The following is a 13,050-nucleotide window of genomic DNA, read 5'->3' on the forward strand; positions in this document are numbered from 1 at the left end:
TTATTTATCAAGTAAGGTGGTTATTCCGAATTCATCACTCTTGGCTTTGTTTCTTTTTGTGATTGAAAGCGAAATTTATAGAAGGTAGTGAAAAAATAAGCCTTTTACGACTCTATCCCTATCAATAGCGTACCAAAGGAAATCAATTCTAAGATCTGTTGGCGAGGCCTAGACCCAATAGTCATTAAGCTAACAAAGATGAGACCTTGTAGAGCCCCTCTTTTGTTAACTTGATAGTATGCTATGAATCCAGACCTCTTCCATCAAATACTAAAAATCGGGTGTTACAGTCAACGGTAAGCAGCTTTGCTATGGTTCTTATTATTGTTATTTAAAAAGCTGTTGTATTATTAATGGCTCTTGTCTCAGCAGAAAGTGGCTCTATTTCTCTCAGGTGGTAAAAAAGACCGCTCAAGTGGTTAAAAATCGTCCGCTGTATTCATTTTGTATTCTATTTCTAATTATTTATGATATCATTAAATACGGATAAACTAAAATTAATTGTAAATGAAATGAAAGGATGATATATAAATGGCTGAAAAATTGCCAAAAACAGTGAGCTTCCATACGCTTGGCTGTAAAGTAAATCACTACGAGACCGAGGGCATCTGGAGAATGTTTAAAGAGCAGGGCTATGAGCGAGTAGACTTTGATCATGATGCAGATGTGTATGTTATTAATACATGCACAGTTACCAATACAGGGGATAAAAAAAGCAGGCAGACCATCCGTCGTGCCATCCGAAAGAACCCTGACGCAGTCGTTTGCGTAACAGGCTGCTATGCACAGACTTCTCCTGGTGAAATCATGGAGATTCCCGGAGTAGACGTGGTTGTCGGCACACAGGAGCGTAAAAACATCTTCGCATATATTGAAGAGCATGAAAAAACAAAGGGACCTGTTAACGGCGTGTCGAACATTATGAAAAACCGTGTGTTTGAGGAAATGGATGTTCCAGTATTCACAGACCGTACACGGGCATCACTCAAAATCCAAGAAGGATGTAATAATTTCTGTACGTTTTGTATTATTCCATGGTCAAGAGGGCTGCTTCGTTCCCGAGATCCTGAAAATGTTATTGCGCAGGCAAATAAATTAGTAGAAGCAGGATATAAAGAGCTTGTACTTACCGGAATACATACAGCAGGATACGGAGAAGATTTAAAAGACTATAATTTTGCGATGCTGCTGGAAGAACTGGAGCAGGTAGAAGGATTAGAACGTATCCGTATCAGTTCGATTGAAGCGAGTCAAATTACAGACGAGGTTATACGTGTGCTGGACAGAAGTAAAAAAATCGTCCGTCACCTGCATATTCCGCTGCAATCTGGTTCTGACCCGGTATTGGCCAGAATGCGCCGTAAGTATTCCACGGACTTTTACCGTCAGAAAGTGAAAAAGATACAAAAAGCATTGCCTGGACTTGCTATTACATCGGATGTTATTGTCGGATTCCCTGGAGAAACAGAGGAAGAATTCCAAGAGACCTGTGATTTCATTAAAGAAATCGGTTATTCGGAGCTTCATGTATTCCCATTCTCCAGAAGAACCGGCACGCCGGCAGCAAGAATGGACAACCAGGTGGAAGATGAAGTAAAAGAAAGACGTGTGCATGAATTGATTACATTATCGGATCAGCTTGCAAAAGAATATGCTTCCAAATATCAAGACGAAGTGCTGGAAGTCATTCCGGAAGAGCATGCAAGTGAACAGGAAGATAATCAGCTTATCGGTTATACAGATAACTATATGAAAGTGCAATTTGAAGGCTCAGCTGATTTGATTGGTAAAATTGTTAAAGTGAAGATAATAGAGTCTGGATATCCTGTGAATAAAGGTGTTTTCGTACGTGTGATGGATCACGCGACACATGTTGCAGAAAAAAACGCATAAAAGGAGATAACAATCATGAATTTAGCATCTTATATTGACCACACATTATTAAAACCTGACTCGACAAAAAGTCAAATTGCAAAAATTGTCGAAGAGGCAAAAGAAAATAAGTTTGCATCCGTTTGTGTTAATCCGCATTGGGTTGTTTATTGCGTGAGTGAACTAAAGGATTCCCCAGTGAAGGTATGTACAGTCATTGGCTTTCCTTTAGGAGCTACGACGACACAGACAAAGGTTTATGAAACGAGAGAGGCCATCGAAAATGGAGCAACAGAAGTAGATATGGTTATTAATGTCGGAGAACTGAAGGCTGGCAACGAAGCATTGGTGAAAGCAGATATAAAAGCAGTTGTAGATACCGCAAAAAACAAAGCTTTAACGAAGGTCATTATAGAGACAGCTCTATTAACAGACGAGGAAAAAGTATTAGCCTGTCAATTAGCAAAAGAAGCTGGAGCAGATTTTGTAAAGACCTCGACAGGATTCTCTGGCGGCGGCGCAACCGTGGAAGATATCAGATTAATGCGCGAAACTGTCGGACCGGAGATGGGAGTAAAAGCATCTGGGGGAATCCGAGATCTGGAAACAACGGAAGCGATGATTGAAGCTGGAGCAACACGCATCGGTGCAAGCGCCGGAGTAGAGATTGTCTCTGGTAAAGAAGGAACTTCAGATTATTAATAAATAACCATTGACCGCTTAGCGGGATTATATTATAATTTAAAAAGGCATGAAAGTATGTTCATGCTCGCATTAAAAATGGTTTTGTGCTTCGGAGGGAGGGAAATTAGCATGTCAAATACAACTCGCGTTCGTAAAAACGAGTCTCTTGAGGATGCTCTTCGTCGCTTTAAGCGTAGTGTATCAAAAAGTGGTACATTACAAGAATATCGTAAACGTGAACACTATGAAAAACCTAGTGTACGCCGTAAGAAGAAATCAGAGGCTGCTAGAAAACGTAAATTCTAAAGAAGGTGTGACGTATGACGCTACTTGATCGATTAAATCAAGATATGAAGCAGGCGATGAAGAACAAAGATAAAGAAACCCTGAGCGTTATTCGCATGGTAAAAGCTTCTATTCAGAATGAATCGATTAAGCTTGGAAAAGATACTCTATCTGAGGACGAAGAATTAACTATTCTTTCGAGAGAAGTTAAACAGAGAAAAGATTCCCTCCAAGAATTTAAAAATGCTGGAAGAGAAGATTTGGTTGAAAAGACCGAAAAAGAATTGGAAATACTGGAGCAGTATTTACCAAAACAGCTTTCAGATGAAGAATTAACATCGATCATTCAGGAAACAATAAAAGAAGTTGATGCTGGCTCCATGAAAGATATGGGGAAAGTAATGGGCTCCGTGATGCCTAAGGTTAAAGGACAGGCAGACGGTACCAAAATTAAACAAATAGTAGAGCAGCAATTGCGATAAAGAAAACCAACCCTAAATCGGGGTTGGTTTTTTAATTTGTCCAGAAAATCAATGGCCGCAGTGAAACGAAGAAAAAAAGAAAGAATCATTCAACTTGTCAAACTTAGATGAAGCTTTCTCTAACCTGAGGAGATATGGTACTATCAAAGTATACCCATCCACGAAAAATGAAACCTTTTAGGGATTACTTTCGTAAATATAGATAAGGTGCAGGAGGAGGGGGTGACTCAAGTTGAAAAGACATCGTAAGCGGTTAGCTGTATACATATTATTTGTAACAGTTTTAACCATTGTATCCATATTTACCGGAGCGCAGACAGAGGCTGAGCAGGGTGAAGGTGAAACAGTTTATATTGTTCCAATTGAACGGGAAGTGGAAAGAGGCCTGGAAGCATTTATTGACCGGGCTACCACAGAGGCGATGGAAAACGGGGCAGATCATATTATTTTTGAAATCGATACGCCTGGCGGCCGTGTTGACTCTGCCGGACAAATAGGTTCGCATATTCAAAGTATAACTGTCCCGACAACGGCTTATATCGTCAATGAAGCACTATCTGCCGGATCTTATATTGCGTTGTTCTCTGATAATATTTATTTTAATCCGCATGCAACTATGGGAGCGAGCGGGATTATTAATCAAGACGGAACAGCAGCAGATGAGAAAGCACAATCTGCCTGGCTTGCGCAAATGAGAAGTGCTGCAGAATCAAATGACAGAGATCCTATTTACGCTGCGGCAATGGCTGATAACAGTATTGATTTACCGGAGTATGGAGCTCCTGAAGGACAGTTCCTGACACTCGGCCCAAGAGAAGCAGTTGAAGTTGGATATGCAGAAGGAATTGTTTCTAACCGTGCTGAACTTCTGGAAGAGCTTAATCTGTCTGAAGCAACGGTTGTAGAAACAGAAACTTCGATGGCAGAAGAACTGGCGAGGTTTTTAACGCATCCGGTTGTTATTCCTATTTTATTATCTGTTGCCAGTATCGGTTTGATTGTAGAGCTGTACTCTCCAGGTTTTGGCGTGCCGGGAATATTAGGGCTGGTATCCTTAGTATTATTCTTCTACGGGCATGTTGTTGCCGGATTAGCAGGCATGGAGGCGCTGCTGCTTCTTATTATCGGTATCGGTCTGATTGTAGCAGAATTCTTTGTAACCGGTGGGATTCTGGGAGTGCTGGGAATAGCTGCGGTGATCGGTTCCTTATTCATGTCAGGGTATGATATGGTACACATGTCAATGAGCATAGGGATTGCCTTTTTGATTGCTGTGATTCTTGCTATCATCTTATTTAGAAGAATAGGTATGGATAAAGGGATTTTCCGCCATATTATTTTAAGGGACAGTACAGCAACAGAAGATGGTTATGTATCCTCCGTAAACCGTTTAGAACTTGTCGGACTTGAAGGAAACTCATTAACACCGCTGCGCCCCTCTGGACTGGTAGAATTAAATAATGAAACAATCGATGTTGTTTCTGACGGCACTTTTGTTGACAAGGGTAAGAAAGTGAAAGTAATTCGTGTAGAAGGTGTTCGTGTCGTTGTTAGGGAAGTGAAATAATTATTTTTTAAATCAGGAGGAATCAGCATGGACGAGAATATTTTAATGCCGCTTATCATTATTGCGGTTATCGTTATTGCTTTAGCAATTTTATTTACTTTTGTTCCAGTTGCACTATGGATTAGTGCCCTGGCTGCCGGGGTAAAAATCAGTATCTTTACACTTATCGGTATGCGCTTGCGTCGAGTAGTGCCAAACCGCGTGATTAATCCGCTTATCAAAGCGCATAAAGCCGGTATTGATGTAAAAACTAACCAGCTGGAAAGTCACTATCTTGCCGGTGGTAATGTTGACAGAGTAGTAAATGCACTTATTGCAGCACAACGGGCAAATATTGATTTATTATTTGAACGTGCAGCTGCAATCGATTTAGCAGGCCGTGACGTATTAGAAGCAGTACAAATGAGTGTAAACCCGAAAGTAATTGAAACACCATTTATTGCAGGTATTGCAATGGACGGTATTGAAGTGAAAGCCTTAGCCAGAATTACTGTACGTGCGAATATTGACCGTTTAGTCGGTGGTGCGGGCGAAGAAACAATTATTGCCCGTGTTGGTGAAGGTGTTGTTAGTACAATCGGTAGTTCTAATGCACATACACAGGTGCTTGAAAATCCGGATTCCATTTCCGAAAATGTATTAAGTAAAGGGTTGGACTCTGGAACAGCCTTTGAAATCTTATCAATTGATATTGCTGACGTGGATATCGGTAAAAACATCGGTGCGATTCTTCAAACGGATCAGGCCGAAGCAGATAAGAATATTGCTCAAGCGAAGGCGGAAGAACGCCGTGCAATGGCAGTAGCGCAAGAACAAGAAATGCTTGCCCGCGTACAGGAAATGCGCGCGAAAGTAGTAGAGGCCGAAGCAGATGTTCCGCTTGCATTAGCAGAAGCATTGCGTTCTGGGAAAATGGGTGTCATGGATTATATGAACTATCAAAACATTGATGCTGATACAGATATGCGTGATTCAATTGGTAAGCTTTCTACAGATAATAAGGATGACGACCAAAATAAGTAATTAAAATGAAAATAAAGGAGGGGGCATATGGACTGGATATTTGAAAATCTATTTCTTATTATTATCATTATTTCTGGAATAGTTGCATTCCTGGGTGATTCTAAAAAGAAACAGGAAGAACAGAAAAAAAAGCAGTCTACACCTCCAAATAAACAGACGCCGTCAAGACAAAGACAGCAGCGTTCCCCGCAAGAAATGAGAACGAGGCAGCAGACACAAAGAAAAAGAGAGCAGCCTCGTGCCGAGCGTCAAGTCTACAGAGAGGGAGCACGGCCGGATGTTTCTGCTGGAGGTATTGAAGAACAGCAGAGAAAACAGATGGAGCGGATGACAAATCGCTATCAAACCTCCTCCCAAGAAGATGTGAAAGACGCAAAGCAAAATTTCAAGGACTTGATTGTGGACCGCAAGGGTGAAGCAGATAGCCCAGGAAAGAACGAAATGAAGAAGCGTGTTTCTGGAAATCTTGATGGAAAAGGGTTAGTCAACGGTATTATTATGGCAGAAGTCTTAGGACCGCCGCGTGCGAAACAGCCGTATAGAAGTATCGTGCAAAGAAGAAAATAAAAGGAAACATCAAACACCTTAATCGGCATTGTTATGCTGGTTAAGGTGTTTCTTTGTTTTTCCTCGTATCTAGTTCTGTTCAAAGCATTATTTACATATGTATCAATGAGGGGGGATCATCATTGAAAAAATGGCAACAAAGAATCCGTTCGCTTTTAATGGAGCAATTCTCTCTTCCATCCGATGTTGTTATGGAAATGCCGCGCATAACTATCATTGGACATTTGCATTTTTATATTGAAAATCATCAAGGCTTAGCACTGTATACAAATGAAGAGCTTAAACTAAAGGTAACAAATGGGTTTGTAAGCATTAAAGGACATTCCTTTGTGCTTAAAATGATGCTTCCAAAAGAAATTATGCTGGAGGGAACGATTTCTGAGGTGATTTTTTTAAATCATGAAGGTGAAAAAGAAGATTGATGCTTCCATATTTACAAAACTGATGGAAACTTCCTTTTTAGAAAACGTCTTTTGATAAGCGCAGCATGATTTTATGTAAAGTTCAGGATAGCAGATAAGCAATGGGAGGTTGAAATGAAAAAACAAAATCCGCCGTCGATACGTGCTTACGTTACTGTTCGTGTGAAAGGTGTCAAACCGGAATTATTTCTGCAAAAATGTGCCAGCAAGGGCATCCCTATTTGGGATGTAAAAAAAATAGATGCTGCGTGCTGTGAGGCTACAATTATGTTTAAAGATTTGAGAGCCTTAAGAAAGTTAAGGAGAAACTCTTTATATAAAGTTTCCTTTGCCGGTCAAAAAGGCTTTCCATTTTTTCTTTCGAGGCTCAGCCGAAAAAAATTCTTACTTGCTGGTATTTTTACTGGTTTTTTATTTTTTTTCATTTTGTCTAATTTATTATGGTCTGTTCATATCACTGGCGTGCCAAAAGAAATTGAAGAAAAAATAGAAACAGAGCTGGAGGCGTTTGGAGTGTATCCGGGTGTCTGGTTATTCTCTCTTGCTACTCCAAAAGATATTCAACGCCAGCTCTTAAATGAAGTTCCGGAGCTGCTCTGGACAGGCGTTCAGCTTCAAGGGACCTCATTGCATCTGGAGGCTGTTGAAAAAACGATTGTGGAGGAAATCCCCCCTGGAGAACCAAGAGATTTAGTGGCAACGAAAAAAGGCGTCATCACTAATATGTATGTTTCTAGAGGACGAGCTGAAGTTAGTGTGAATGATTACGTGGTTCCGGGGAAAATATTAGTGTCTGGTAATTTAAATACGGAGGAAGGAGAAGATAATACAGAAACGGAAGAAGACCCGGACAAACCAATTGCTGCAGAAGCAGAGGTGTTGGCAAATACGTGGTATGAAGTTCATGTCACTGTGCCACTTCAATACCAGACAGAAGAGATAACAGGAAATCAGAAAACGAAGCATTATTTGCGTTTTGGTGATGTACAGCTTCCATTTTGGGGATTTAAAAACCCCGATTATTCCCATTCACAAGAGGAGCGGAAAGAACAGCCCATTCATTTTTTAAAATGGGAGCTTCCTTTCTCTTATGTCTCCAGTGAAATTAGTGAGACAGAAAAAACAGATGAAGAGCGATCTAATGAGGAAGCAATTAAGGCAGGGGTGGAGCAGGCTAAAATACAATTATTAAATGAACTGGGGCCAGAAGCGACGGTATTATCAGAAAAAATTTTACATGAACATATAGAGCATGGTAAAGTTGAATTAGTCTTATATCTTTCGGTAGAAGAAAATATTGTAAAAGAAGAACTTATTATTCAAGGAGACTGATTATGCCCGAAAACTTAGTGGATATTGATTTACAATTAGAAGGTGCCAATGAAGCACTTGCTTTATTTGGTACAAATGATAAACATTTAAAACAGCTGGAAGCTTTACTTGATGTAGACATTATATCCAGAGGCGAATCCATCCGCGTTTCTGGAGAGAATCAAGCAGTGCAGTTAGTACAAGAGATTCTGCTGACTATTTTAAGCGTTATCCGGAAAGGACAGACAGTTTCGGAACGGGATGTTGTCTATGCTGTAGACTTGGCAAAAAAAGGTAAAATAAAACAGTTTGAAACGTTATTTGAAGATGAAATTACAAAGAACTATAAAGGAAAGTCCATTCGTGTAAAAACACTTGGACAGAAACAATATGTCCAGGCAATCAAATCAAAGGATCTTGTCTTTGGCATAGGTCCGGCCGGAACAGGAAAAACGTACCTGGCTGTGGTTATGGCCGTTCATGCGATGAAGAACGGACTAGTGAAAAAAATTATCTTAACTAGGCCGGCAGTCGAAGCCGGTGAAAGCCTAGGGTTTTTGCCAGGTGATTTAAAGGAAAAGGTAGATCCTTATTTAAGGCCATTGTACGATGCTTTGCATGATGTATTAGGCACAGAGCATACAGCTCGTTTAATTGAAAGGGAAACGATTGAAATTGCGCCGTTGGCCTATATGCGGGGCAGAACCTTAGACGATGCTTTTGTTATTTTAGATGAAGCCCAGAATACAACACCGGCTCAAATGAAAATGTTTCTGACGCGCTTAGGGTTTGGCTCGAAAATGATTATTACGGGAGATATGACACAAGTAGACCTCCCGAAAGGTATCGTATCCGGATTAAGGGTTGCTGAGCGGATGCTTAGCCCAATCGAAGGCTTAGCCTTTGTTCATTTGCAGGCTGCTGACGTAGTGCGCCACCCACTCGTTCAAAAAATAATAAATGCTTACGAAACAGAAAGTGAGAACGAAGGGTGAGACAAAAGAATGTCTCATCCTTGTTGTTCATCATAAAATTAATCTCTGATTAACGTTTAGATATCCATGCTGCATATGGACAAAGTTTTTCAAAGGCTTTTTAGAGCTAATGATGGAAAATTAAGTAAAAATATCAGGTGAACAGTATGTGACTTTGTTGTTTTGCTATGATCAAGGAATTCACTTAATTTTAGATAATTTCATCCCAATCCGTTGGATGGAAGTGGTAAAATAAAAAGAGGAGGTGAAGGTGTTGAAAAAAAGATGGAAGAAAATACTTCCTTTTTTTAAAAATAATCGAAAATACTTTATTGCGATTGTCCCGGCTCTTATTATAGGAGCACTTGTTTTTCTGACGTTATTAGATAATGTACGTACAGATACATATGATATTCAGCGTTTTGCTGTTTCTGAAGAGACAATACGTTCCCCGATAACGATTGAAAATAAGCAAGAAACGGATCAGCGAATCAGGGAAGCAGTCAATGCCGTTCCTGATCGGTACAGCATTTCCGAAGAGGTGACAGAGGAGCGATTAAATTATGTAAACGAAATTTTTGACGCTGTATTAACCATCATTGCGGAACATGATGAAGGAGCTTTAGAAGAGGTATATGAAGAAGAAGCAGTTGAATTAAGAGCGTTACTATCGGAAGAAATTCGTTCAGAAATTTCGGAAGATGTGCTGATTTCCTTGCTGCAGCAGCCGGAAGAGGACTTGGAAGAAGCGGGGGCAGTATTTTCCGAGAGTTTGGAAAGCGTATTAGAGCAAGGTATCAGAGCAGAGAATATTCAATCTGGAATTACCAATATAGAGCGCGATTTAGCTTATTCGGAAATGAATGAAGGTTTACAGGAAGATTTAATGGAGTTAGCAGAATTTGCGGTCGTAGAAAATGCTTTCTTTGACTATGAGGCAACGGCTCAAGAGAAGAAGGACGCCGCAACACTTGTGGATCCTGTTGTTATTCGTGCCGGTGAAACCATTGTTCGCGAAGGCCAGACCATTACAAATGAAATCTACGAGCAGCTGGAGCTGGTAGGCGTATTATCACAGGAGGGCAATATTTACCCAATTCTGGCGTTGGGATTTTTGGCAGCGATAATTGCATACTTTTTCGGGATGGAATGTCTGCAAATTGCAAAAGATAAGAAATGGAACCTTCTGCCGATTGTAGCTGTTTCCCTGTTAAGTGCACTGGCTATTTTTGTTATGAAAATCCAAAGTTATTTCTTTGACCAGTCAAATGCACTCTATTTGGTAACACCTATTGCAGCTATTGCTATTTTATTAAAAGTATTAATCGGCGATCGTTCAGCAGTACGTCTCAGTATCTTATATGCAATTTTAGCAGCATTTATGTTTAACAGTTATATTGCCGGAATGCTGCACGTCGAAGCGGCTATCTATTTCCTTTTTTCTCAGCTCGCCGCAATTGTGTTAATGAAGAAATTAAGTGAACGCCTTGTTATTTTAAAAACAGCGATTGGACTGATTTTAATTCATTCTGCTGTCATTATCTTATTTCTATTCCTGTCCTTTGAAAAATATACGTGGTTCGATGTCTTTTTATACCTTGGTTTAGGGATAGTTGCAGCTTGCCTTTCAGCTATTTTGGCAATTGGATTATTGCCGTTGTTCGAAAGCTTTTTAGGTATATTGACAGATATGAAACTCCTGCAATTATCTAATCCTAATCAGCCGCTGTTAAAACGGCTGCTGGTGGAAGCGCCGGGAACGTATCATCATTCGGTAATGGTAGCCAACATTAGTGAGACTGCCTGTGAAGCGGTGGGAGCAAATGGTTTGCTGGCACGGGTGGGCGCTTACTATCATGATATTGGCAAAACTGTGCGGCCGGCCTTTTTCATTGAAAATCAGATGCCAAATAAAAATCCACATGATAAATTGCCGCCTAAGGAAAGCGCAGATATTATTATTCGCCATACAACTGATGGAGCAAATTTGTTAAAGGCGCATAAAATGCCTAAGGAAATCATTGATATTGCGAAGCAGCATCATTCGAATTCTTTAGTGCAATTCTTCTATATGAAAGCAAAGGAGCTGAATTCGGAAACAGAGGAAGCAGATTTCAGATATCCCGGGCCGAAGCCGGAAACAAAGGAAACGGCGATTGTCTGTATTTGTGATTCTGTCGAGCCGGCAGTCCGTTCCTTGCAGGAACCGACACCGGAGACGATTGATTCCATTGTGTCATCGATTATCAATGGCAAAATTTCAGATGGACAATTAGATAACAGTCCTTTAACATTAAAAGAGTTAAAAATCATTCAACATACGGTTTGTGATTCTTTGAAAGGAATTTTCCATTCTAGAATTCAGTATCCGAAGAAGGAAGGGGATAAATAATGCTTATTGATTTTCAGGATGAAACCAATGCTGTGTCTGATGAACATAGAGCGCTTGTCGAAAAGCTGCTGACCTTTGCCGGAAAAGAAGAAAAAACAGCTGCTGAAGCGGAAATTTCAATCAGCTTTGTGGATAATGAACAAATTCAAGTAATCAACAGAGATTATCGGGATAAAGATAAACCGACGGATGTTATTTCATTTGCAATGCAGGAAATGGAAGACGAAGAACTTGAAATTGTTGGCGAAGGGCTGCCGGTTGTACTGGGAGATATTATTATTTCGATAGATAAAGCCAAAGAGCAAGCGGAAGAATACAATCACAGCTTTGAGAGAGAGCTGGCCTTTTTAGCGTTACATGGATTCTTACACCTGCTTGGGTACGATCATATGAATGCAGAAGATGAGAAGGAAATGTTTCAGAGACAAGACGAAATTTTAGGTGCATTTGGCATTGAAAGATAAGAAAAGAGTTGTTGGATTCCGTTATGCTTGGGCAGGGCTGAAAACGGTGGTGAAAAAGGAGTCGAATTTCCAGCTGCATCTTGCCGCTATGACGATTGTAGTTGCAGCAGGCTTCTTTTTCCATCTTTCTCTCATCGAATGGGCGGTTATTTTATTAACCATTGGTTTAGTGCTTATCACTGAAATGATAAACAGTGTCATTGAGCGGGTCATGGATTTTATTCAGCCGGGTTATGATGAAAGAATAAAGGAAATAAAGGATATTGCAGCTGGTGTTGTCCTCGTGACGGCGCTGATATCCGTTGTAGTCGGAATACTTATTTTTGGTCCTAAAATAATGCAATTTATATAATAGTATGATAAAAATAATGTTTATTGAACGATTATCCAGCTTGATAACGTTATTAGCAGATGTGGTTGTCACCAGGCCTTTTGCCGGCAACCGTGTTGCGTTAATGCAGTTAAGAAAGTCTGAAATTAACTGTCAAAAGGGAGGAGCTTGACCAAGCTCCTCCCTTTTTGTAATTCATTGTATGATTGTTAAAGGTTTTGTCGATATAGTGAAACTAATTAAAAAATGTAGTATGATAGGAAGCAAGCAAACAATGAATACTTCCGCCACTTCATTTCTAAAGAAATTGGAAGTGTGGGTTTCTGGGGTGTCGACTTTCAAGATGACGATTAACCGCCAGTGGAGTTGACACATCGGTGTGCTAAAAACACCCAACCCCGCTATTCCATTGGTCCTGCCTTTGGGGCTACTTTTCAGCTTACCTGAGGTTCACACATTTGTGTGCCTTGGCTGACATATTTGGCTTGAACATTTTACGTGGCAAAGCAACGATTCTCGCCACAACCTGCAATGTTCAGTTTTCAAAGAGCGTCTTTCAAGAACATTATAACATACGAACTTAAGTTCGTGAATGCAAAAAGGCGATTCATCTCTCATTTACTCATTGGATTTTACCCTGCACATTCCTTGAGGTTGGGAGTCCTCTCGCCTAATC

The 13,050-nt window shown here is 40.3% G+C and carries 14 protein-coding genes; all 14 read left to right on the forward strand.

Annotated features, from left to right (window positions below; translation table 11 throughout):
* The first annotated feature begins 531 nt into the window (after positions 1–531).
* The 14 genes from mtaB (at position 532) to ACFO3P_RS21900 (ending at position 12,546) form a co-directional block, all read left to right on the forward strand.
* Positions 532–1,893: a tRNA (N(6)-L-threonylcarbamoyladenosine(37)-C(2))-methylthiotransferase MtaB gene (mtaB, locus tag ACFO3P_RS21835; RefSeq protein ID WP_042534838.1), complete on the forward strand. Its 1,362-nt coding sequence runs from the start codon at positions 532–534 to the stop codon at positions 1,891–1,893.
* 15 nt (positions 1,894–1,908) lie between these two features.
* A complete protein-coding gene (gene deoC / locus ACFO3P_RS21840; RefSeq protein ID WP_193063951.1) occupies positions 1,909–2,574 on the forward strand; it encodes a deoxyribose-phosphate aldolase in 666 nt (221 codons plus the stop codon).
* 111 nt (positions 2,575–2,685) lie between these two features.
* Positions 2,686–2,862 carry a 30S ribosomal protein S21 gene (rpsU, locus tag ACFO3P_RS21845; RefSeq protein ID WP_019377991.1) on the forward strand — a complete coding sequence of 59 codons (177 nt, stop codon included), beginning with the start codon at positions 2,686–2,688 and terminating at the stop codon, positions 2,860–2,862.
* Positions 2,863–2,876: 14 nt separating this feature from the next.
* Positions 2,877–3,323 carry a GatB/YqeY domain-containing protein gene (locus tag ACFO3P_RS21850; protein ID WP_193063950.1) on the forward strand — a complete coding sequence of 149 codons (447 nt, stop codon included), beginning with the start codon at positions 2,877–2,879 and terminating at the stop codon, positions 3,321–3,323.
* Positions 3,324–3,555: 232 nt separating this feature from the next.
* On the forward strand, positions 3,556–4,890 hold the full coding sequence (locus tag ACFO3P_RS21855) for an NfeD family protein (protein WP_193063949.1): 1,335 nt from the start codon (positions 3,556–3,558) through the stop codon (positions 4,888–4,890).
* 27 nt (positions 4,891–4,917) lie between these two features.
* Entirely contained in the window at positions 4,918–5,913 is a 996-nt protein-coding gene (gene floA / locus ACFO3P_RS21860) for a flotillin-like protein FloA (RefSeq protein ID WP_193063948.1), read from the forward strand.
* 27 nt (positions 5,914–5,940) lie between these two features.
* Entirely contained in the window at positions 5,941–6,480 is a 540-nt protein-coding gene (locus ACFO3P_RS21865; RefSeq protein WP_256704817.1) for a hypothetical protein, read from the forward strand.
* A 122-nt stretch (positions 6,481–6,602) separates the two neighbouring features.
* The gene (gene yqfC / locus ACFO3P_RS21870) at positions 6,603–6,902 is read left to right on the forward strand and encodes a sporulation protein YqfC (RefSeq protein WP_084612996.1); all 300 of its coding nucleotides are present in this window, start codon (positions 6,603–6,605) and stop codon (positions 6,900–6,902) included.
* 114 nt (positions 6,903–7,016) lie between these two features.
* On the forward strand, positions 7,017–8,234 hold the full coding sequence (yqfD, locus tag ACFO3P_RS21875) for a sporulation protein YqfD (protein WP_289584584.1): 1,218 nt from the start codon (positions 7,017–7,019) through the stop codon (positions 8,232–8,234).
* A 2-nt stretch (positions 8,235–8,236) separates the two neighbouring features.
* Positions 8,237–9,208 carry a PhoH family protein gene (locus ACFO3P_RS21880; protein WP_042534828.1) on the forward strand — a complete coding sequence of 324 codons (972 nt, stop codon included), beginning with the start codon at positions 8,237–8,239 and terminating at the stop codon, positions 9,206–9,208.
* A 253-nt stretch (positions 9,209–9,461) separates the two neighbouring features.
* Positions 9,462–11,579: an HD family phosphohydrolase gene (locus ACFO3P_RS21885; RefSeq protein ID WP_256704816.1), complete on the forward strand. Its 2,118-nt coding sequence runs from the start codon at positions 9,462–9,464 to the stop codon at positions 11,577–11,579.
* A complete protein-coding gene (ybeY, locus tag ACFO3P_RS21890; protein ID WP_042534826.1) occupies positions 11,579–12,043 on the forward strand; it encodes an rRNA maturation RNase YbeY in 465 nt (154 codons plus the stop codon). Before ACFO3P_RS21885 ends, ybeY begins: the two co-directional genes overlap by 1 nt.
* Positions 12,033–12,395, forward strand: coding sequence for a diacylglycerol kinase family protein (locus ACFO3P_RS21895; protein ID WP_042534824.1), 363 nt, complete (start codon positions 12,033–12,035; stop codon positions 12,393–12,395). The genes ybeY and ACFO3P_RS21895 overlap by 11 nt, the downstream gene beginning before the upstream one ends.
* A gap of 16 nt (positions 12,396–12,411) precedes the next feature.
* A complete protein-coding gene (locus ACFO3P_RS21900) occupies positions 12,412–12,546 on the forward strand; it encodes a hypothetical protein (protein WP_264299292.1) in 135 nt (44 codons plus the stop codon).
* The last annotated feature ends 504 nt before the right edge of the window (positions 12,547–13,050 follow it).

The sequence above is a fragment of the Oceanobacillus aidingensis genome, from assembly GCF_042654105.1.
GTDB classification, from domain to species: domain Bacteria; phylum Bacillota; class Bacilli; order Bacillales; family Amphibacillaceae; genus Oceanobacillus; species Oceanobacillus oncorhynchi.